This is a genomic window from Actinomyces dentalis DSM 19115 (assembly GCF_000429225.1).
Classification (GTDB): Bacteria; Actinomycetota; Actinomycetes; order Actinomycetales; family Actinomycetaceae; genus Actinomyces; species Actinomyces dentalis.
The window spans coordinates 66,150-86,784 of record NZ_KE386865.1 but is presented as its reverse complement, the minus strand read 5'-3'; the positions used below and the strand labels follow the sequence as shown (position 1 = coordinate 86,784).

The window sequence follows — 20,635 nt, the reverse complement described above, 5'->3', positions numbered from 1 at the left end:
TCCCTCCCCCGGTGACCAGGGTGCGGGCGTCCGACCCGGAGCCCGCGCCCGAGCAGCCGGCCGCCCGGGTGCGCAGAGCCATCGCGCTCATGCGCGCCCGGGCGGCCGCCCTTCGCCGTCGGCGCCCCGTCCTGACCGTCCTCGTCCCGATCCTGGTCTGCGCCCTCGCCCTGGTCCTGGCCGACGTCACCGCCCTGTCGGCGCGCCTGGAGCGCCTCGACCTGACCGCGCCCAGCCCCGCCCCGGGCCCGCAGACCCCCGGGGCGGGGGCGGCCCCGGCCGAGACCTGGCTCATCATCGGCACCGACTCGCGCGCCGACGCGCCCGCGGGGCCCGACCGCTACGGCGCCGCCACGGAGGCCGACGACGGCGAGCGCGCCGACGTCATCGCCCTCCTCCAGCCCCGGCCCGACGGGCTGACGGTGCTCGTCATCCCCCGGGACCTGACCATCGGGCCGAGCTTCTCCGAGCGGAGGCGCCTGGCCGTCTCCTACCTCTCCGGCCCCCAGAGCACCGTGGACCTGCTGTGCAGCGAGCTCGGGGTGACCACCACCCACCTCATCACGGTCGACATGGCCCAATTCGCCCGGATCGTCGACGCCGCCGGCGGCGTCGACGTCGAGGTCGACGAGCCCGTGCGCGACGAGTCCTCCGGCCTGGACCTGCCGCAGGCCGGCGCGCAGCACCTGAACGGCATCGACGCCCTCGCCCTCGTGCGCTCCCGGCACCCGCGGGTGCGGCGCGACGGCGACTGGGTCGCCCTGTCCGAGGAGGAGGGCGCGGCCCGCCGCAGCCGCTACACCGGCGTCGTCATGCGGGCCGTCATGACCGGCCTGCGCGAGCGGGCCCACAATCCCCTGGCCGCCCACTCCCTGGCCTGGACGCTGACCGGCAACCTCGGCGTCGACTCCTCCACGGGCCTGACCGGCCTGATCGGCCTGGCCCGCACCGCCCTGGGGGTCGGGGCCGACTCCGTCGAGGTCGTCGACGTCCCGGCCCCCGTCGTCAACAACACCTTCGTCGCCTACCCGACGCCGCAGACCTACGCCGTCCTGGCCCGCTACGGCTACGTCCCCGGCCGCTGCCGACCGGCCGGATGAGCCGGCGCACGCCGGGCCGGGTGAGAGGATGGCGCCCGTTCGCCGACCCCACCCACGACAAGGAGCACTCATGCCCGGTCAGAACCTGACCCGCGAGGAGGCGGCCGCCCGCGCCGACCTGCTCGCCGTCGACGCCTACGACGTCGCCCTCGACCTGTCCCGCGCCGCCGACGCCGCCCAGGAGACCTTCCGCTCGACCACGACGGTGCGCTTCCGCGCCGCCGCCGGCGCCACCACCTTCATCGACCTGATCGCCCCGCGGGTGCGCTCCATCGTCCTCAACGGCCGCGAGCTCGACCCGGCCGAGACCTATGTCGACTCGCGCATCGTGCTGGGCGACCTGGCGCCCGACAACGAGCTGACCGTCGTCGCCGACTGCGCCTACATGCGCACCGGCGAGGGCCTGCACCGCTTCACCGACCCGGCCGACGGCGAGACCTACCTGTACTCCCAGTTCGAGGTGCCCGACGCCCGGCGCGTCTTCGCCGTCTTCGAGCAGCCCGATCTCAAGGCCCCCTTCGCCTTCACGGTGAGCGTGCCCGAGGGCTGGACGGTCCTGTCCAACTCGCCCACGCCCGCCCCCGCGCGCCGCGACGGGGCCGCCACCTTCGTCTTCGCCCCCACCGAGCCCATCAGCTCCTACATCACCGCCGTCGTCGCCGGCCCCTACCGGGGCGCCACCGGCGAGTACCGGGCCGACGACGGGCGCGTGGTGCCGCTGGGCGTGTACTGCCGCGCCTCCCTGGAGCAGCACCTGGACGCCGAGGAGATCCTGGAGATGACCCGCAGGGGGTTCGCCTACTACGAGGACCTGTTCGGCACCCCCTACGCCTTCGCCAAGTACGACCAGGTCTTCGTGCCCGAGTTCAACGCCGGGGCCATGGAGAACGCCGGGTGCGTCACCCACCGCGACGACTACGTCTTCCGCTCCCGGCCCGTCGAGGCGCGCGTGGAGCGGCGCGCCGTCACCGTCCTGCACGAGCTGGCCCACATGTGGTTCGGGGACCTGGTGACCATGAAGTGGTGGAACGACCTGTGGCTCAATGAGTCCTTCGCCGAGTACACCTCCACCCTGGCCACCGCCGAGACCACGCGCTTCACCGACGCCTGGACCACCTTCCAGACCATTGAGAAGGGCTGGGCCTACAACCAGGACCAGCTCAGCTCCACCCACCCGGTGTCCGCCGAGATCAACGACCTGCACGACGTCGAGGTCAACTTCGACGGCATCACCTACGCCAAGGGCGCCTCCGTCCTGGCGGCCCTGGTGGGCTACGTGGGCCGGGAGAACTTCTTCGCCGGCATCAAGAACTACCTGGCCGCCCACGCCCGCGCCAACGCCACCCTGGCCGACCTGCTCGCCGAGCTGGAGAGGACCTCCGGCCGCGACCTGGGCGAGTGGACCCGGCTGTGGCTCCAGGAGGCGGGCGTGACCACCCTGCGCCTGGAGGTCGCCGCCGACGACGACGGCGTCATCTCCTCGGCCGCCGTCGTGCAGGAGATCCCGGCCGGCTCCCCCGCCTCCCTGCGCCCGCACCGGGTGGCGATCGGCTCCTACGAGCGGGTCGACGGCGCGCTGCGCCGCACCGGCCGCCTCGAGCTCGACGTGGACGGGGAGCGCACGCCGGTGCCCGGACTGGTCGGCGCCCGCCGTCCCGAGGTCCTCGTCCTCAACGACGACGACCTCACCTACGCCAAAGTCCGCCCGGACGAGACCTCCCTGGCCGCCGGGCTGGAGGGCATCGCCCTGTTCGCCGACTCCCTGCCCCGCTCCATCGTCCTGGCCTCGGCCTGGGACATGGTGCGCGACGGCGAGCTGCCCGCCTCGCGCTACCTGGACGCCGCCCTGGCCGCCCTGGCGGTGGAGACCCACTCCTCCGTCGTCCAGGGGCTGCTGGCCCGCATCGCGACCTGCCTGAGCTCCTACCTGCCGCCGGCCGTGCGCGCCGAACGGGCCCCGCGGGTCGCCCAGGACCTGCTGGACCTGGCCCGGGCGGCCGAGCCGGGCGGCGACAAGCAGCTCCAGCTGGTGCGCGCCGTGGCCGCCCACGCGGTCACCGAGGAGCAGACCGGCGCCGTCGCCGCCTGGCTGGACGGGTCCGAGGCGCTCGCGGGCCTCGCGGTGGACCAGGACCTGCGCTGGGACCTGCTCGTGGGCCTGGTGGCCGCGGGGCGCGCCGACGAGGCCGCCATCGCCGCCGAGGAGGCCCGCGACCGGACCACCACGGGGCGCGAGCGGGCCGCCCAGGCCCGCGCCGCCGTCCCCACGCCGCAGGCCAAGGCCGCCGTCTGGCGCGAGCTCATGGAGAACGCCACCATGCCCAATGAGACGCAGGTCAAGACGCTGCGGGGCTTCAACGACGTCGAGCGCCGCCCCGAACTGCTGGCGCCCTTCGTCGAGGAGTACGCGCGCCGGATCCTGGTCATCTGGGAGACCCGCACCTTCCACATGGCGGAGAACCTGCTGTCGGAGCTGTGGTCGACGGCGACGGTGGGCCTGGAGGGCGCGGACCCGGCGGGGGCGCTGGAGGCCTGGCTCGCCGAGCACCCGGGCGCCCCGGCGGCCCTGCGCCGGATCGTGGGCGAGAACCTGGACGACACGCGCCGGGCGGCCCTCGTCCAGGCCCGCGAGCGCGAGTCCCGGGGCTGAGGCGCGCAGCGCCCTGAGCCGCGCCCCGGCGCATCGCGCGATGAACGCGGCGGGCCCCGGCCCCGTGAGGGGGCCGGGGCCCGCCGCGTCCGCCGTCCGCCGCGCCGGACGGCGACCGGGCGATACCGGGCGGATCCGATCCGGTGAGGGGGCGGAGGCGCTCAGCGCTGCTTGTTGCGCGCCTTCTTCCCGCCGCCCTGACCGGAGGCGCCGGCGGCCTGGGAGGCCTGGCCGGTGGACTGGGCGGCGGCGGCCTGGGCCTCCTTGAAGGAGTCGACGTCGTCGTCCTCGCGGCCGGGGGTCTTGAAGTCGAGCTTCTTGATCAGGAAGCTGAAGACGAAGTAGTAGATGACGGCGTAGACCAGGCCGATGATGACGATCATGATCGGACCCTGCAGGACGCCGCCGGACAGGTCGGCGGACTTGCGGAAGTTGAGCAGGTAGTCGATGGCGCCGGCGGAGAAGGAGAAGCCGTCCTTGGCGCCCAGGGTGTTGACGACCGCCAGCGAGGTGCCGGTGAGCACCGCGTGCACCGCGTACAGCGGGAAGGCCACGTAGGCGAAGGCGTACTCGATGGGCTCGGTGATGCCGGTGAGGAAGGCGGTCAGGGCGACCGAGACCATGAGGGCGCCGGTGGCCTTGCGCCTCTCGGGCCGGGCCGTGCGCCAGATGGCCAGGGCGGCGGCCGGCAGGGCGAACATCATGATCGGGAAGAAGCCGGTCATGAAGGAGCCGGTCCAGTCGTTGGTGCCGTTGACGCCGGCCAGGAAGCAGGTGTTGTCGCCGTGGAGGACGTCGCCGTCCGCATTGGTGCACTGCCCCAGCTGGAACCACGGCAGCGAGTTGAGCAGGTGGTGCAGGCCGAAGGGGATGAGGAGGCGGTTGACCGTGCCGAAGACGAAGGCCGCGGCGAGGGCGCCGAAGCCGGTGGCGCCCGGGGCGCCGGCGCTCTCGAGCCAGCCGCCGATCTTCTCGTTGAGCAGCCAGTTGAAGGCCGGGTAGATGAAGGACAGCACCAGGGCGATGACGATGGCGACCACGGAGGTCACGATCGGGACGAAGCGGCGCCCGCCGAAGAAGGCCAGCCAGTCCGGCAGCTTGACGCGGTAGAAGCGCCGCCACAGCAGGGCGGCGGTGATGCCGATGATGATGCCGCCCAGCACGCCGTAGTTGATCGGCGTCTGGGTGGCCAGGTTGCACACCTTCACGCCCTGGTTCCAGGGCCCCACCTGGGCGATCTTGTCCGTGTTCGCGTCCAGGCCGTGGAGGCACTCGAGCTGCTTCGCCTCCAGGGGCCCGGGCTTGCCCATGACGATGGGGGCCATGACCCAGGTCACGCCCCGGTAGACCAGGTAGCCGAAGAGCGCCGCCACGCCGGTGGAGCCGTCGGCCTTCCTGGCGAAGCCGACGGCGACGCCGACGGCGAAGATGAGCGGGAGGTTGTCGAAGACGGCGCCGCCGGCGGCGGCCATGACGTCGGCCACGGGCTGCATCCAGGCGAGGTGCTGGGCCAGGCCCTTGGCGCCGAGCATGTCCTCCTGGCCCAGGCGGATGAGCAGACCGGCCGCCGGCAGCGTCGCGATCGGCAGCATGAGCGAGCGCCCGAGCCGTTGGGCGACGGCGAAGGCGCCGCTCGACTTCTTCTTGTCTGACACGTTGTTCTCCAGATTTCGGGACACCGCGGCCGTGGGGCCGCGGCTTGTGAGTACCCCTTGGAGGGGGGTAGGGACCAGTGGCCCAGTCGGGTGTCGCAGCACACATCTGGACCACTGGGGCCTAAGACAAGTCGACGCCGCGGCGCTTGTCAAGCGGCCCCTCATTTGTTTCACCGTCCTCCAGCCGGCTCCGCGCGCCGCCGGGCCCGCGCAGGGGCACAATAGAGCCCAACGAGGCCGTTCGAGGACGAACCGGCCCACCACTTGATCCGAGACACCGATGACCCCCGCCCAATCCGCACTCCGGTCGCGAGCCAAGTACGTCGTCGTGCGCGAGCACCTCCTGGCCCTCATCGCCCAGGGCCTGAAGCCCGGCGCCCCCATGCCCTCCGAACGGGAGCTGTGCGAGCTCTTCGGGGTCTCGCGCATGACCGTGCGCCAGGCGGTCGACACCCTCGTGGTCGACGGCGTCCTCAAGCGCCACCAGGGCAAGGGCACCTTCGTGGCCTCCCCCAAGGTGGACCTGCAGCTGCGGCTGACCTCCTTCACCGAGGAGATGCGCCGGCGCGGCATGATCCCGGGCGCCGTCTTCCTCATCGCCGCGACCGCGCCCGCCTCCCCCGTCGTCGCCGAGGCCCTCGAGCTCGACGACGGCGCGCCCGTCCACCACCTGCGCCGCCTGCTGACGGCCGACTCCACGCCCATGGCCATCGAGGAGAACTGGATCCCCGCCCGCCTCCTGCCCCGCCTGCTCGACGGCCCCCTCACCTTCTCCGTCTACGGCGAGTTGACGAGGGCGGGCCTGGCGCCCGAGTGGGGCGAGGACATGATCGAGGGGCGCGCGGCCACCGCCGAGGAGGCGGCCCTCCTGGGCGTGCCCGAGCGGGCGCCCGCCCTGGACATCACCCGGCGCACCTTCCACGACCAGCTGGCCGTGGACTACTCCCGCTCCCTGTACCGGGCCGACCGCTACACGCTGTGGGTGCCCGTGGCCGCCCCCGGCCCGCGCCGCCGGCGCCCCGGATCCGGGGCGCCGCCCGCCGCGCTCCCGGCCGATCCGGAGCCGGCCGCGTGACGCCCGCCCGCCCGCGCCCGGCCCGCCCGGGCCCGCTGGACAGCGGACCGCGAGCATGTACGATGACCGCTGGTATGGACCACTTCCGTGCCAGGCGCCGGAGCCCGCTCGGACCCGCCCGCCGCCCTCACCTCGCCCGGCCCGCGCCGGCTCCCAGACAGGAGAACCCCATGTCCCAGGCCCGGAATATCGTCGACGCTCTCGGCGGCTTCGACAATATTGTGGAGATCGAGCCCTGCATCACCCGTCTGCGCTGCGAGCTCGAGGACGGCTCGCTCGTCGACGAGGCCGCCCTGAGGGCGGCGGGCGCCCACGGCGTGGTCCGCCGGGGCGGGACGGTCCAGGTCGTCGTCGGCCCCAGCGCCGACACCCTGGCCGAGGACATCGAGGACCTGCGGTGACCCTGACCGTCCGGGCCCCCCTGGCCGGGACGGTCATCGGCATCGAGGACGTCCCCGACCCGGTCTTCGCAGGCCGGCTCGTGGGCCCGGGGCTGGCCCTCGAGCCCGAGCGCACCGGGGGGCGGGTCACGGCCCTCGCGCCCGTGCGCGGCGCCCTGATCAAGGTCCACCCCCACGCCTTCGTCGTCGCGGCCGAGGGCGGGCGGGCGGTGCTGGTCCACCTGGGCCTGGACACCGTGAGCCTGGGGGGCGCGGGCTTCACCGTCCACGCCTCCGAGGGCGAGTCCGTCGAGGCCGGGGACCCCGTGATCTCGTTCAGCCCCGAGCGCATCGAGGCCGAGGGCCTCAGCCCGGTCGTGCCCGTCGTCGCCCTGGACGCCGGGGAGTCGGACCTGGTCCTGGCGCCGCCCGGAACGGCCCTGTCACCGAAGATGACGGCCTTCACCTGGGCCTGAGACCCCCGGGGCCGGTCCGGAGGGGGAAGGGGCCGGCCCCGCGGGGTCACTCCTGGCCGAAGCTGTCGCGCACGGCGGCGAGCAGGCTCTGGAGGCGCATATTGCCGGGCAGGTCCTCGACGAGGACCACCTCGCCGGACCCGTCCGCCAGGGGCTGCTTCCAGTTCGGGTACTCCTGGTCCGTGCCCGGCTGGTTCTGGGCGCGGCGCTCCCCGACGCCGTCGACCAGGGCCACGCCCACGAGCGCGGCCGGCGTGCGGGCGATGTAGCGGTGGAGGGCCTCGACGATCTCCCGCTCGGAGGGGTTGGCGTCCAGCAGGCCGTGCTCGCGCAGGCGCGCCAGCATGCGGTCCCGCTCGATGCGGGCCTCGGCGCGGACCTGGGCGATGGGGTCGGTGAGCAGGCCCAGGCGCTCGCGCAGGGCCACGTGCTCGTCGGCCAGGTAGCCCGCCGTCGGCGGCAGGTCGTGGGTGGTGACGGTGGCCAGGGAGAGCCGGCGGTAGCCGCCCGGCTGCTTGGGCCAGCCGTCCTCCTGCTTCTCGAACCACAGGACGGCGGTGCCCAGGACCCCGCGGGCGGCCAGGTAGTCGCGCACCCAGGGCTCCACGGTCCCCAGGTCCTCCCCGATCATGACGGCGCCGGCGCGGTGGGCCTCCAGGAGCACCACGCCGATCATCGCCTCGTAGTCGTAGCGCACGTAGGCGCCCTCGTGCGCGCCCATGCCCTCGGGGATCCACCACAGGCGGAACAGCCCGATGATGTGGTCCACCCGCAGGGCGCCCGCGTGGCGCAGCACCGTGCGCACCATGTCCCGCAGTGGCCGGTAGGCGCTGGCGGCCAGGTGGACGGGGTTCCACGGCGGCTGCGACCAGTTCTGGCCGAGCTGGTTGTACATGTCCGGGGGCGCGCCGACCTGGATGCCGCGGGCGAAGGCCTCCGGGTCGCTCCACACGTCGGCCCCGCGGGGGTGGATGCCCACCGCGAGGTCGTCCATGACGCCCAGGGCCATCCCCGAGGCCCTGGCCTCGGCCTGGGCGCGGCCGAGCTGCTCGTCGACGATCCACTGGAGCCAGGCGAAGAAGTCGATCCGGTCGGACAGGACGCGGGCCTCGTTGGCCACGTGGGCGGAGCCGGCGTCGCGCAGCCAGGCCGGCCAGTCCTCCTGGGGCCCGTACTTCTCGATCAGCGCGCTCCACAGGGCGAAGCGCTCCAGCCCCTCGCCCTGCTCGGCGCGGAAGCGCTCGAAGTCGCGCTGACGGGCCCGGCTGCGCCCGGCGGCGAAGATGACCTCCAGGGCCTCGCACTTGGCCTTCCAGGCGGCGTCGCGGTCGATCGGCTCGGCGGAGAGGTTGGCGTCCTGGACCTCCTCCAGGGCCCACTGGACCAGGGAGCGGCGCGGCCCGGACAGGCGGGAGACCTCGCCGATGGACTCGGGGCGGATGTAGATGGGGTTGACGAAGCGGCGGGTGACCGGCAGGTAGGGCGAGGCGGTCATGGGGCCGGCGGGCTCGGCCGCGTGCAGGGGGTTGATGAGGAGGAAGTCGGCGCCCTCATCGCCCAGGAAGCTGACCAGCTCGGTCAGGTCGTCGGCGTCGCCCACCCCCCACGAGCCGCGCGAGCGGGTGGAGTAGAGCTGGGCCATGACGCCCCAGCCGCGCTGACCCAGCGCGGCGGGCAGGTCGAGGTGGTCGGGGGTGACGGCCAGGGCGGCGGTGACGGTGCGGGCCGGCGTCGGACGGCTCCCGCGGGTCCCGCCGGCCCCCTCGTCCCCGTCGACCGCGCCGACCTCGGCGATGAGCTCGTGCCAGCCCAGCGGCAGGTCGGCGGGGATGATGAAGGTCGCCTGCCCGGTGCGCACGCCGTCGACCATGCGGGCCCGCGTCCAGTCCTCGGTCTGCGACAGCTCGCGCTGGTCCCCGTCCTCCAGCTGCACGCGCAGGCGCAGCGCGGCGCCGTCGGGCGCGTGGACGACGACGGGGCTCTGGATCCCGCCCCGCACGACGACGGCGGGCGGCAGGACGCGGCGCCAGGGGGCGAGCCCGGCCTCGCGCAGGGAGTGCTCGACCTCCACCGGCGTGGAGGCGGCCACGCCCAGAGCCCGCAGGACGGCGACGAGGGTGTCGCGCGAGGGCGAGGCGAGATTGCCGTGGAAGTCCCAGTACTCGGTGGAGATGCCGTGGGCCTCGGCGAGCTGCCTGAGGCGCTCGCCGGCGGGCTCGGATGCGGAACGGGAGTCGGTCATAGCGGGAACGGCCTTGTGATCAGGCGCTGACGCGCGGGTGGGGCGGGACCGCCGCATCGGGGCCCCGTTGTGCGGATTGGGGGCTGCCGGCTCCGGGCGTCGGCGCGTCGGGCTCGGCAGCAGACATGATATCTTGCTGCAAGCGTTGCACACGATGAGGCGCCGCGCCGGCCAACGAGGCGGGCGCGGCGCGATGGCGGGCGGACCGGCCGACGACCGGCCGGGGTCAGTCCAGCTCGGCGATCTCGGAGGCGAGGGTGTCCGCCGTCGGCCCGACGACGACCTGGACGACCCGGCCGGAGCGCACGACCCCGAAGGCGCCGGCGGCGCGCAGGGCCTCCTCGTCGACCCTCTCCTGGTCAACCACCTCCACGCGCAGGCGCGTGATGCAGGGCTCCAGATCCGTGATGTTGTCGCGGCCCCCCAGGCCCTTGACGATGTCCGATGCGGTGCTCATAGGTTCTCCTCGCTGGTCGTGAGTGTCCGCCATCACTTTATCCCAGATCGGGATCCCCCCGCGCCCCGAACCGCCCGCCGCGCCGCCCGCGGGCCCCGCCGGGCGGGTCCGGAGCGCCCGCCCGAATGTGTCACACGTGATTCACCTGTGGCGGAAACCTCCCGAACCCGGCCCGAACAGGGCACAATGAGCGCGACCCCGCCTCCGTCACCGTTGAGGAGTACCCATGGCCACGTCAGACGCACAGCCCACCGCCCTGACCGGAATCGGCGTGAGCCCAGGGCTCGTCGCCGGCCCCGTCGCCCGCATGGCGCCGGGCATCCCCGAGCCCGCCATCGAGACCCTGCCCGCCGGCACCGACCTCGACGCCGAGTGCGACCGGATCGCCGCCGCCGCCCAGACCGTCAAGAAGAGCCTGGAGCTCTCGGCGGCCGAGGCCAAGGGCGACGGGCGCACCCTGCTGGAGACCACCGCCCAGATGGCCGCCGACCCGACCCTGACCACCTCGGCCCAGGCCAAGGTGCGCGAGCGCCACCTCGTGCCGGCGCGCGCGGTGTGGGAGGCCGCCGGCACGCTGGCCGACATGCTCAAGTCCCTGGGCGGCTACATGGCCGAGCGCACCCGGGACGTCGCCGACGTGCGCGACCGCATCATCGCCGTCCTGACCGACTCCCCCATGCCCGGCATCCCGCGTCTGCCCGAGCCCTTCGTCCTCGTGGCCAAGGACCTCGCCCCGGCGGACACCGCCCTGCTCAACCCGGAGAAGGTCGTCGCCTTCATCACCTCCGAGGGCGGCCCGACCTCCCACACCGCCATCCTCGCCCGCGCCCTGGGCATGCCCGCCATCGTGGGCACCGGCGAGCAGGTCACCGACCGGCTGTCCGACGGCGACATCGTCCTGGTCGACGGCACCAAGGGCAGCATCACCCTCAACCCCAGCGAGGAGGCGCTGCGCCGCGCCCGCGAGCTGGCTAGCCGCGTGCGCGTGTTCAACGGCGACGGCGCCACCAGGGACGGCCACGAGGTCCAGCTGCTGGCCAATGTCGGCGACGCCGCCGGGGCCCGCAGCGCCGCCGAGGCCGGCGCCATGGGCGTGGGCCTGTTCCGCACCGAGTTCTGCTTCCTCGACCAGCCCGAGGAGCCCACCATCGAGGCGCAGGTGGAGGCCTACCGCGGCGTGCTGGAGGCCTTCCCCGGCAAGAAGGTCGTGGTGCGCACCCTCGACGCCGGCGCGGACAAGCCCCTGCCCTTCCTCACCGACTCCACCGAGGCCAACCCCGCGCTGGGCGTGCGCGCCTACCGCACCGCCCGCCGCGACCCGGAGGTCCTGGAGCACCAGCTCCAGGCCCTGGCCAAGGCCGAGGCCGTCACCAGCGCCAAGGTGTGGGTCATGGCCCCCATGATCTCCACCGCCGACGAGGCCAAGGCCTTCACCGACCAGGCCCGCGCCCACGGCCTGAAGATCGCCGGCATGATGATCGAGGTCCCCTCCGCCGCCCTCATGGCGGACAAGATGTTCGAGCACGCCGACTTCGCCTCCATCGGCACCAACGACCTGACCCAGTACGTCATGGCCGCCGACCGCCTCCTGTCCTCCCTGGCCTACCTGTCCACCGGCTGGCAGCCCGCCGTCCTGCGCCTGATCAAGGCCGCCTGCGACGGCGCCGCGCCGCACGGGCGCCCCGTGGGCGTGTGCGGCGAGGCGGCCGCGGACCCGGCCCTGGCCGTCGTCCTCGTGGGCCTGGGCGTGGCCAGCCTGTCCATGACCGCCCGGGCCCTGCCCGACGTCGACGCCGTGCTCAAGTCCGTCGACCTGGCCGACTGCCGGCGCCTGGCGCAGATCGCGATCGACTCGCGCACCGCCGAGGACGCCCGCGCGGCGGTGCGCGCCGAGCTGCCGGTGTTGGAGGAGCTCGGTCTGTGACGACCCCCTACCCCGTTCCCCCCGCCGTCGAGGAGCCGCTGGGAGCGGTCACCCGCGTCCTGGCGCTGACCGGGGACCCGGACGGGGGGAACGGGGCGGACTCCTTCACGGGGCGGTCCCTGCCCCAGCTCTCGGGGCGGATCTACGGCGGCCAGGTCGTCGCGCAGGGGCTGCTGGCCGCCGCGGCGACCATGATCGACGACGGCGACGGCGCGCGCCTGCCGCACTCCGTGCACGCCTACTTCATGCGCGGCGGCGAGCCGGACGATCCCCTGCGCTTCGACGTCGAGCGCCTGCACGACGGACGGTCCTTCTCCCAGCGGCGCACCACCGTCTCCCAGAACGGGGTGCCCATCCTGGCCATGATCTCCTCCTTCCAGGAGCGCCAGGCCGGCGCCGACGTCCAGCTGGACCCGCCGGAGGTGCCCGGCCCCGACGAACTGGTCAGCTCCCTGGAGATCTTCCGCACGCTCGACCACCCGGTGGCCAGGTTCCTGGGCCGCACCGCCGCCTTCGACCTGCGCCACGTCGAGGGGGGCGTCTACCTGCGGCCGGACGGGCGCGGCGTCGGCCGCCAGCGCCTGTGGGCGCGCGCCCGCGGCCGGGTGCCGGCCGGGGCGGACCAGACCGTCCACCGGGCCCTGCTGGCCTACATGTGCGACCAGGTCATGCTCGAGCCGGCGCTGCGCAGCCAGGGGCTGAGCTGGCGCAGCGAGGGGATGAGCCTGGCGACCCTCGACCACGCCCAGTGGTTCCACCGCGACGTGGACGTGGGCGACTGGCTGCTGCTCGTCCAGGACTCCCCCTCCTCGACCGGGGGGCGGGCCATGGCGCGCGCGGAGGTCTTCGACGCTTCGGGGCGGCTCGTGTCCACCATCGCCCAGGAGGGCATGGTGCGCACGCCGTCGTCCGCGGCGTCGGGCCCGCCGGCGGGCGGCGGCCCGGGCCGCTGGCGGATCCGCGTCGCGGGCGACGACGGGGGCGGGGGCTGAGCGGGCCGACGGACCGGCGGGGCCCCGCCCCCGCCTAGAGCAGCTCCCCGGCGTCCATGGTGAGCACGCGGTCCGCGAAGCGCGCCGCTCCCTCCTCGTGCGTCACCACCAGCACGGCCGCGCCCTCCTGCGCCGTCTGGCGCAGCAGCTCCAGCACCGCGGCCGTGCTCTCCTCGTCGAGGCCCGCCGTGGGCTCGTCGGCGAGCACGACGACCGGCTCCATGAGCAGGGCCCGGGCGACCGCCATGCGGCGCAGCTCGCCGCCGGACAGCTCGTGGGGCCCGACCCGCGCCGGCTCGGCGATGCCCACCGCCTCCAGGAGGTCCTCCGCCCGCTGCCGGGGAGGGCGCCGCCGGGAGTACAGGACCGACGGGAGCAGGACGTTGTCGAGCACGCTCAGGGCGCGCAGGGCGGTGTGCCCCTGCGGGACGAGGCCGATCTTCGCGTTGCGCAGGCGCGAGCGGGACCTCTCGTCCAGGGAGTACAGGTTCGCGCCGTCGAGGAGCACGGTGCCCGACGTCGGCGCGAGCATGCCGGCCAGCATGCTCAGCAGGGTGCTCTTGCCGCTGCCGGAGCGCCCGGTGATCACCGTCAGGCTCCCCGAGCCCAGCTCCAGGTCCAGCGGCCGCACCGCGGTGAGGACGCCGCCGGAGGCGCCCGCGCGCGGGTAGTCCTTCGCCACGCCCCTGGCCTCGATCCTCGCGTCACTCATGTCACTCGCCCTCCCTGAGCACCAGGCTCGGGTCCATCCGGTTGATGCTCCTGACCGCGACCCACGAGGACAGCCCCGCGGCGGCCCCCGCGCAGGCCAGTGAGGCCGCGGCCAGCGCCGCCACCGCCCCCGCCGGGGGCAGCACGAAGCCGACCCCGAGCACCTGCCCGACCAGGGTGCGGAACGAGCCGAGCAGCACCCCCGAGACCGCGATGCCGGCGGCGCCGCCGATGAGATCGGCCGTCATGGCCTCCCCGACCACGATCCGCGCGATCACGCCGCGGCCGGCCCCCACCGCCATCAGGGCGGCGAACTCCCCGCGCCGCTCGCGGATCGTCAGGGTGAAGACCAGGACGGTCATGGTCAGGCCGGTCGCCCAGACGATGGCGATCAGCACCGCCACCGTGCGCGAGATCGCGGCGAGGCCGTCGGCGATCCCCGACACCATGGTCTTGGAGGTGACGGCGGTGACGCCGTCCACCCGGCTCTCGATATCGGCGGCGACGGCGTCGACGTCGTGGCCGGGCCCCACCTCGACCGACACCGAGGAGATGACGTCTCCGGAGGCGGCGGGCCCGTACTTGTTGAGGCCCTTGTCGACGGAGGACTTCACGACGGCGCCGAAGGTGTCGAAGTTCATGTAGACCGCGTCGTCCAGCGTGGATCCCGTGGGCGCGAACTGCCCGACGACGCGCAGGTCGTTGCCGAACAGGCGGATGGTGCCGCCCTCGCCGGCCGTCACATTGCTCCCGATGACGATGTCCCCCTCGCCGATGGCGCCCTCGCCCAGGGCGTCCTCGATCCACGGCTGGACGGTGAAGTCGGTGGCCGGGTCGAAGGCGATGATCTGGAGCCGGGCCGAGCAGCAGCTCTCCCGGGTGGAGGCCAGGAACAGCTGGGCCGAGGCCCGCTCCACGCCCGGGGTCGCGGCGACCCGTCCGAGCACGTCGGCCCCCATGTAGAAGTACCCCGGCTCGGCCTGGATCAGGGCGGTCTGGGCGTCGAACTCGCTCCCGGCGTCGTCCGGGACGACGAGGATGTCCGCGCCCAGGCGGGCCCGCACCGTCTCCAGGCTCTGGCGGACCCCCTGGACGACCAGGGCGCCGCCGAAGACGACGAGCGTCATGAGCGCCGTGAAGACGATCAGCGCCGCCGTCCGCGCGGGGTGGCCGCGCAGATTCATCCATGCGATCCCTCTGAGCGAGAGCATGCGATCATCCCGCCTCATGGCGTCAGGAGCTCCTGGCCGTCGAGTGCGCGCGCGGCCCTTCTGACCGTCAGCCACGTGCTCGCGCACCCGACGAGCAGTGAGACGAGCAGTGCGGCGCCGGCCGCGGGGAGCGCCCGCGCCGGGGCGAGCGCCCCGCCCGTCGCCGGCCCGGAGGCGGCCAGCAGGGGAAGCGCGAGCGCCACCCCCGCGCAGGCCCCCGCCGCGTGGACCACGAGCGCCTCGTGGACCATGACGCGCTCGATGGTGGCGCGCGACGCCCCGATCGTGCGCCACACGCGCAGCTCCCCCCGGCGCTGGTTCATGAGCATGGACTGGGCGGTGGCCAGGGCGGCGAGCACGATCAGCCACGCGAGGCCCGCCAGGGCGGCGATCGCGCCCGAGTGGCCGCGGATGGCGGAGGCTGTGCCCGTGAGCAGCTCCCCGCCGCCGACGGCGGTCACCTTGCGCACGTAGATGTTGATCCAGTCGACCACGCTCTGCGTGCGGCCCCTGTCCGCGACGCGCACCAGCGCCACGGAGTAGTCGCGATGGGGGTCGAGGGAGGTGTAGGTGTCGATGCCGGCGTCGAGGGAGGCGTCGATGAGCCGGCCCAGGGTGTCCATGTCGGCCAGGACGGCGCGGTCCAGCTCGGAGCCGGTGCGCGCCAGGCGGGCGGTGACGGGCCAGGGCCGGCCGAACAGCGTGACGGTCCCCGAGCCGGCGTCGTCCACGTCGCTGCCGGCGACGACGCCGGGGCCCGGGGCGGCGTCGTCGCCCTCCTCCAGCCAGGGCGCGATGACGAAGTCCGTCTGCGGCTCGTAGCCCACGATCCAGGTCCTCCCCCCGTCCGCCGCGGTGTCGGCGATGTAGATCTGGTAGGAGACCGACTCGATGTCGTCGTTGGAGTTCATGCGCGAGAGCATCGACCGCTCCCGGTAGCACTCCACCGGGGTGCCCAGCATGGTCAGGTCGTCCTTGTCGATCTTCTGGAGGGCGGCGGTCGGGTACACGACGATATCGGCGCCGAGCCGCCGCTCCGCCAGCGACAGCTCCTGCCTCGCGCCCTGCACGAGCACGAGGCCGCTGAAGACGCAGGCGGCCTGGGCGAGCCCGAGGACGAGCACGACCGCCGTGCGCACGGGGTGCGCGCGAATGGTCCTGAGCGGGACTCGGCGCAGGGACAGGTCGCCGCTCACCGGTGGGCCCGGGCGGGGACCCGCGGGCGCCTGAGCGAGCCGAGCAGGACGCCGACGCCGGAGCCGGCGATGAGGGCGGACATGATCCTCACGTAGGGCTGGAAGACGGTGTAGCACCTCATGGTGCGCATCATGCACATCGGGCAGATGACGCCGGGGATGAAGAACACGACCGCGGAGCCGATGGTCGCGACCGCCTGCACGGCGAGCCTGGCGGCCCGGTTGGTGATGAGGGAGGAGGCGCCGAAGAGGACCAGGAGGCCGCCGCCGGAGGCCGCCACGGTGTTCTGGCAGCTGTGGCAGTGCATCCAGGTGCCGTCGGGCTTCTGATGGCACGCGGAGAAGACCGTCGTCACCCCCAGGACGAGGAGCAGGCTGAGCGTCGCGGGGATCAGCAGCACGAGGCGACTCTTCTTCGGCATGGGGACTCTCCTTGCTGTGAGCGTTGCTGTGGACGGCGGGCGGTCGCCGCGATGTGGACGGCGGGCGGCCGCCGCGACCGGAGCAAGCGTAGCCCAACCTAACCCCCGGGCCGGGGCCGGGCCCGGACTCCGGAAGACCGCGGCCGCCCCGACGGCCGGGTCACCGCCGCCGTCGCTCCAGCCCCCGCGCGTATCGGAACGACACCCACGCCAGGATGACGAAGAACAGCATGACGCCGATCGTTGCGGCGACATCCTCGCCCTTGGATATGTTCGACACCCCTGCAATCGCCACCGCCAGGGAGAACCCCCCGATGGCGTACCAGGTCACCGGGTGCTTCCAGCCCGAGCCCCTGGCCGGGGCCATCGGGGCCGCGAGGGCCGCGGGGGCCTGCGGACGCATGGCGAGGGGACCGCCCCCGAATCGCGAGCCGGACAGGTTCTCGCCCCACGCGTTGGCCGGGACAACGGAGCCGTTCCGCCCCACCACCAGCAGGGCGATGCCGTGCTCCTCCGCGTAGTTCCTCGCCGCCTCGGAGTAGCCGGAGAGGGAGAAGAGGATCCGGTGGCACCCCGGCATCCCCCGGGAGTCGCGCACCAGGCGCGACAGGTCCTCGGGCCCCACGGGGGTGAGGCTGGTCCTCACCTGGGCCACGGCGCGCGAGGCGATGACGTGGACGCCCGTGTCGACTCCGCCGTTCATGACGGTCGCGTCCCGGAATCCGTGCCGGCGCATCCAATCGGCCGCGGCGTCCTCGGCGGTCCACGAGGGTCCGGAAGCACTCATATCCTGCTCGACTCAATCGTGCGTGTTCGGCTCAGCCGCGCGTGAGCCGGCGGTGGGTGACCCGGTGGGGGCGGGCCGCCTCGGCGCCCAGGCGCCTCACCTTGTTCTCCTCGTAGGAGGCGAAGTTGCCCTCGAACCAGTACCAGCGGGCCGGGTCCTCGTCGGTGCCCTCCCAGGCCAGGATGTGGGTGGCGACGCGGTCGAGGAACCAGCGGTCGTGGGTGATGACCACGGCGCAGCCGGGGAACTCCAGCAGGGCGTTCTCCAGGCTGGAGAGGGTCTCGGTGTCCAGGTCGTTGGTCGGCTCGTCCAGGAGGATGAGGTTGCCGCCCTCCTTGAGGGTCAGCGCCAGGTTGAGGCGGTTGCGCTCGCCGCCGGACAGGACCCCGGCCGGCTTCTGCTGGTCCGGGCCCTTGAACCCGAAGGCGGCCACGTAGGCGCGCGAGGGCATCTCGACATTGCCGACCCTGATGTGGTCCAGGCCGTCGGAGACGACCTCCCACAGGGTCTTCTCGGGGTCGATGCCGGCGCGGTCCTGGTCGACGTAGGACAGCTTGACGGTCTTGCCGATCCTGAGCTCGCCGCCGTCGAGCCCCTCCAGGCCGACGATCGTCTTGAACAGGGTGGTCTTGCCCACGCCGTTGGGGCCGACGATGCCGACGATGCCGTTGCGCGGCAGCGTGAAGGACAGGTCGTCGATGAGGGTGCGCCCGTCGAAGCCCTTGGTCAGGTGCCTGGCCTCCAGGACGAGGCCGCCCAGGCGCGGGCCCGGCGGGATCTGGATCTCCTCGAAGTCGAGCTTGCGCGTGCGCTCGGCCTCGGCGGCCATCTCCTCGTAGCGGGCCAGGCGCGCCTTGGACTTGGCCTGGCGGCCCCGGGCCGACGAGCGCACCCACTCCAGCTCGGCCTTGAGGCGCTTGGCGAGCTTGGCGTCCTTCTTGCCCTGGACCTCCAGGCGCTTCTCCTTGGTCTCCAGGTAGGTGGAGTAGTTGCCCTCGTAGGGGTAGAGGTGGCCGCGGTCGACCTCGGCGATCCACTGGGCGACGTGGTCGAGGAAGTAGCGGTCGTGGGTGACGGCGATGACGGCGCCCGCGTAGTTCTTCAGGTGCTGCTCCAGCCACAGGACGGACTCGGCGTCGAGGTGGTTGGTGGGCTCGTCGAGCAGGAGCAGGTCGGGGGCCTGGAGGAGCAGCCTGCACAGGGCCACGCGACGGCGCTCGCCGCCGGAGAGGTTCTTGACCTCGGCGTCGGGCGGCGGGCAGCGCAGGGCGTCCATGGCCTGCTCGAGCTGGGAGTCCAGGTCCCAGGCGTTCGCGGCGTCGATCTCGGTCTGGAGCGCGCCCATCTCTTCCATGAGGGCGTCGAAGTCGGCGTCGGGATCGGCCATGGCGGCGGAGATCTCGTTGTAGCGGTCGAGCTTGGACTTGATCTTGGCCACGCCCTCCTCGACGTTGCCCAGCACGGTCTTGCCCTCGTCGAGCTCGGGCTCCTGCATGAGGATGCCGACGCTGTAGCCGGGGCTCAGCCGGGCCTCGCCGTTGGAGGGCTGGTCGATGCCGGCCATGATCTTGAGGATGGAGGACTTGCCGGCGCCGTTGGGGCCGACCATGCCGATCTTGGCGCCGGGCAGGAACGCCATGGTGACGTCGTCGAGGATGACCTTGTCGCCGTGCGCCTTGCGCGCCCTGATCATCTGGTAGATGTACTCGGCCACTGCTTCGCCGCGCCTTTCGTCGGAGTGCGGGTGATGGATGCCTGCGCGACGACGGCGACCGGTTGCCCGGACGGTTCCGCGCGCACTGCGGCCAAGCCTAGGCGAGCGGGCGGGCCGCGGCGACGGGCCCGGGAGTGAGGCGGTGCACGCGTCCGCCGCGCCCCTCTCCCCCGCTGCGCCCCCTCACCCTCCGCCGCGACCCCTTTTCTCGTACAGTGAAGGGCGAAGGGGCGCAGCGGAGGGGAATATGACACGTCGAGAACAAGTCCTCGCCGCAGCGGTGGCCGTCTTCCAGGAGGGCGGCCCGCACTCCCTCACGCACCGGGCGGTCGACCGCGCCGCCCGCGTGCCCGACGGGACGACGAGCAACGCCTTCCGCAGCCGCGACGAGCTGGTGGGGGCCGTGGCCCGCGAGATCGCCCGCCGCCGTCTGGCCGCGCCGGAGGGGGCCGTGGACGAGGACCTGTCCCTGGCGTGGCTCGAGCTCGTGATCCTCGCCCAGCGCGACCCCGGGCTGCGCCGGGCCATCGCCCCGATCCGCGCGGAGATGCTCGAGCGGCTCGACGGCGCCAGGACGGACGACATCCCGCTGACCACTCCCGCGCTGGCGGCGCTGCTCACCGGCCTCGAGCTCGCCCGGGCCATCTGCCCGGAGCCGACGAGCGTGCGCGAGCTGATCGACGCGCTGAGTCGCCGGACCGGCGCCGGCGCCGCGCCGCGGGCGTGACCGGCCCGCCGTCGCGAGGCCGGTTCCGGCACCGAATCCTCCCGCGAGATATACTACGATCGTAGTTACTACGTTCGTAGTGGGAGTGTCATGTTCATCGAGTCCGTCGGCCGCGGGCCGACCGTCGTCTTCATCCCGGGCCTGGGGTGCGATCACACCATGTACGCCCCGCAGGTCGAGGCCCTGCGCGACCGGTTCCGGTGCGTGAGCCTCGACGTGCCGGGAACGGGGCGATCGCCCTCGCTGCCGGACCTGCGGGTCGACGACGTCCTGACGCACCAGGCCGACGCGATCGCCGGGGCGCTGCGGGGGCTCGGCGTCGAGCGCGCCCACCTGGTGGGGATCTCCTACGGCGGCGTCCTCGTCCAGACCCTCATGCTGCGCCACGGGGCGCTCGCGGCCTCGGCGGTCATCTGCGACAGCCTGTGCGACACCCGCGCCCGCACCGTCCCGGAGTGGTTCCGGCTCGCGCCCGCGAGGCTCCAGCCGCTCGCGCTGCGGCTCGCGCCCGCGCGGACCCTGGCGGCCGGCATCCGCGCGGCCTACGGCAAGTGGCCGCGGGCGGGCGAGGCGATGGCGCGGGCCCTGCTGGCCGCGCGGCCCCGCGACCTGATCCTCCAGCGCCGCGCGGTCAACGCCGTGCACTACGAACGGCTCCTGCGCTCCTGCCGCACACCGGCGCTGTGCCTGGTCGGCGACCACTCCGCCCTCGCCGTGGAGATGATGCGGCGCACCCACGAGGCGCTGGCGAACTCCGAGTTCGACGTCATCGCGGACTCCTTCGACCCCTCGAGCCTGTGCCGGCCCGAGGAGTTCACGCGGCGCGTCGGGCAGTGGGTCGAGGCCCGCTGCCGGCGGACCGGCGACGCCGACGGCGTCGAGCCGGGCCGGGGCGCGGCGGGGGGATCATGACGGG

At 73.7% G+C, this 20,635-nt stretch carries 18 protein-coding genes; 9 read left to right on the top strand and 9 right to left on the bottom strand.

All coding sequences use genetic code 11. From position 1 onward, the window contains the following. Positions 1-11 precede the first annotated feature (11 nt). The gene (locus G446_RS0114185; protein WP_245574731.1) at positions 12-1,100 is read left to right on the top strand and encodes an LCP family protein; all 1,089 of its coding nucleotides are present in this window, start codon (positions 12-14) and stop codon (positions 1,098-1,100) included. Between the two features lie 70 nt (positions 1,101-1,170). After that, positions 1,171-3,750: an aminopeptidase N gene (gene pepN / locus G446_RS0114180; RefSeq protein WP_026410618.1), complete on the top strand. Its 2,580-nt coding sequence runs from the start codon at positions 1,171-1,173 to the stop codon at positions 3,748-3,750. 161 nt (positions 3,751-3,911) lie between these two features. On the opposite strand, the gene G446_RS18290 is transcribed toward pepN, so the two are convergent. Further along, a complete protein-coding gene (locus G446_RS18290; protein ID WP_051286046.1) occupies positions 3,912-5,405 on the bottom strand; it encodes a PTS transporter subunit EIIC in 1,494 nt (497 codons plus the stop codon). A gap of 280 nt (positions 5,406-5,685) precedes the next feature. On the opposite strand from G446_RS18290, the gene G446_RS18285 reads away from it, so the two are divergent. From G446_RS18285 to G446_RS0114160, 3 genes are all read left to right on the top strand, one after another. After that, positions 5,686-6,480: a GntR family transcriptional regulator gene (locus tag G446_RS18285; protein ID WP_051286043.1), complete on the top strand. Its 795-nt coding sequence runs from the start codon at positions 5,686-5,688 to the stop codon at positions 6,478-6,480. A gap of 170 nt (positions 6,481-6,650) precedes the next feature. Continuing rightward, positions 6,651-6,881 (top strand): PTS sugar transporter subunit IIB, encoded by a 231-nt coding sequence (locus G446_RS0114165; RefSeq protein WP_026410617.1) that lies wholly within the window; start codon positions 6,651-6,653, stop codon positions 6,879-6,881. Then, a complete protein-coding gene (locus G446_RS0114160) occupies positions 6,878-7,336 on the top strand; it encodes a PTS sugar transporter subunit IIA (protein WP_026410616.1) in 459 nt (152 codons plus the stop codon). Before G446_RS0114165 ends, G446_RS0114160 begins: the two co-directional genes overlap by 4 nt. 46 nt (positions 7,337-7,382) lie before the next feature. Here the strand turns inward: G446_RS0114160 and malQ are convergent, their stop codons facing one another. Beyond that, on the bottom strand, positions 7,383-9,578 hold the full coding sequence (gene malQ / locus G446_RS0114155) for a 4-alpha-glucanotransferase (protein ID WP_026410615.1): 2,196 nt from the start codon (positions 9,576-9,578) through the stop codon (positions 7,383-7,385). A gap of 226 nt (positions 9,579-9,804) precedes the next feature. Continuing rightward, positions 9,805-10,035, bottom strand: coding sequence for a PTS sugar transporter subunit IIB (locus G446_RS0114150; protein WP_026410614.1), 231 nt, complete (start codon positions 10,033-10,035; stop codon positions 9,805-9,807). A 226-nt stretch (positions 10,036-10,261) separates the two neighbouring features. Here G446_RS0114150 and ptsP point away from each other — a divergent pair, with 226 nt between their 5' ends. Together ptsP and G446_RS0114140 are read left to right on the top strand one after the other, a co-directional pair. Continuing rightward, on the top strand, positions 10,262-11,959 hold the full coding sequence (ptsP, locus tag G446_RS0114145; RefSeq protein WP_026410613.1) for a phosphoenolpyruvate--protein phosphotransferase: 1,698 nt from the start codon (positions 10,262-10,264) through the stop codon (positions 11,957-11,959). Then, entirely contained in the window at positions 11,956-12,951 is a 996-nt protein-coding gene (locus G446_RS0114140; protein ID WP_026410612.1) for an acyl-CoA thioesterase, read from the top strand. The genes ptsP and G446_RS0114140 overlap by 4 nt, the downstream gene beginning before the upstream one ends. Positions 12,952-12,985: 34 nt before the next feature. Here the strand turns inward: G446_RS0114140 and G446_RS0114135 are convergent, their stop codons facing one another. The 6 genes from G446_RS0114135 to ettA form a co-directional block, all read right to left on the bottom strand. After that, a complete protein-coding gene (locus G446_RS0114135) occupies positions 12,986-13,663 on the bottom strand; it encodes an ABC transporter ATP-binding protein (RefSeq protein ID WP_026410611.1) in 678 nt (225 codons plus the stop codon). Position 13,664: 1 nt separating this feature from the next. Then, positions 13,665-14,873: an ABC transporter permease gene (locus tag G446_RS0114130; protein WP_026410610.1), complete on the bottom strand. Its 1,209-nt coding sequence runs from the start codon at positions 14,871-14,873 to the stop codon at positions 13,665-13,667. Positions 14,874-14,887: 14 nt separating this feature from the next. Continuing rightward, positions 14,888-16,012 (bottom strand): FtsX-like permease family protein, encoded by a 1,125-nt coding sequence (locus G446_RS0114125; protein ID WP_245574730.1) that lies wholly within the window; start codon positions 16,010-16,012, stop codon positions 14,888-14,890. A 53-nt stretch (positions 16,013-16,065) separates the two neighbouring features. Then, positions 16,066-16,491, bottom strand: a complete 426-nt coding sequence (locus tag G446_RS0114120) for a DUF4418 family protein (protein WP_026410608.1) — start codon at positions 16,489-16,491, stop codon at positions 16,066-16,068. Between the two features lie 160 nt (positions 16,492-16,651). Further along, a complete protein-coding gene (locus G446_RS18965; RefSeq protein ID WP_026410607.1) occupies positions 16,652-17,278 on the bottom strand; it encodes a restriction endonuclease in 627 nt (208 codons plus the stop codon). Between the two features lie 31 nt (positions 17,279-17,309). After that, positions 17,310-18,992 carry an energy-dependent translational throttle protein EttA gene (gene ettA / locus G446_RS0114110; RefSeq protein WP_026410606.1) on the bottom strand — a complete coding sequence of 561 codons (1,683 nt, stop codon included), beginning with the start codon at positions 18,990-18,992 and terminating at the stop codon, positions 17,310-17,312. 247 nt (positions 18,993-19,239) lie between these two features. Between ettA and G446_RS20710 the strand changes: the two genes are divergently transcribed. Continuing rightward, positions 19,240-19,719, top strand: a complete 480-nt coding sequence (locus G446_RS20710; protein ID WP_156916708.1) for a TetR/AcrR family transcriptional regulator — start codon at positions 19,240-19,242, stop codon at positions 19,717-19,719. Between the two features lie 90 nt (positions 19,720-19,809). Further along, a complete protein-coding gene (locus tag G446_RS0114100) occupies positions 19,810-20,631 on the top strand; it encodes an alpha/beta fold hydrolase (protein ID WP_026410605.1) in 822 nt (273 codons plus the stop codon). Positions 20,632-20,635 lie beyond the last annotated feature (4 nt).

Coding starts and splice junctions, on each gene's coding strand:
- G446_RS18285 (WP_051286043.1), top strand. CDS start 5,686: ATGACCCCCGCCCAATCCGCACTCCGGTCGCGAGCCAAGTACGTCGTC.
- G446_RS0114130 (WP_026410610.1), bottom strand. CDS start 14,873: ATGCTCTCGCTCAGAGGGATCGCATGGATGAATCTGCGCGGCCACCCC.
- G446_RS0114120 (WP_026410608.1), bottom strand. CDS start 16,491: ATGCCGAAGAAGAGTCGCCTCGTGCTGCTGATCCCCGCGACGCTCAGC.
- G446_RS18965 (WP_026410607.1), bottom strand. CDS start 17,278: ATGAGTGCTTCCGGACCCTCGTGGACCGCCGAGGACGCCGCGGCCGAT.
- malQ (WP_026410615.1), bottom strand. CDS start 9,578: ATGACCGACTCCCGTTCCGCATCCGAGCCCGCCGGCGAGCGCCTCAGG.
- G446_RS0114100 (WP_026410605.1), top strand. CDS start 19,810: ATGTTCATCGAGTCCGTCGGCCGCGGGCCGACCGTCGTCTTCATCCCG.
- G446_RS20710 (WP_156916708.1), top strand. CDS start 19,240: ATGACACGTCGAGAACAAGTCCTCGCCGCAGCGGTGGCCGTCTTCCAG.
- G446_RS0114135 (WP_026410611.1), bottom strand. CDS start 13,663: ATGAGTGACGCGAGGATCGAGGCCAGGGGCGTGGCGAAGGACTACCCG.
- ptsP (WP_026410613.1), top strand. CDS start 10,262: ATGGCCACGTCAGACGCACAGCCCACCGCCCTGACCGGAATCGGCGTG.
- G446_RS0114165 (WP_026410617.1), top strand. CDS start 6,651: ATGTCCCAGGCCCGGAATATCGTCGACGCTCTCGGCGGCTTCGACAAT.
- G446_RS0114150 (WP_026410614.1), bottom strand. CDS start 10,035: ATGAGCACCGCATCGGACATCGTCAAGGGCCTGGGGGGCCGCGACAAC.
- pepN (WP_026410618.1), top strand. CDS start 1,171: ATGCCCGGTCAGAACCTGACCCGCGAGGAGGCGGCCGCCCGCGCCGAC.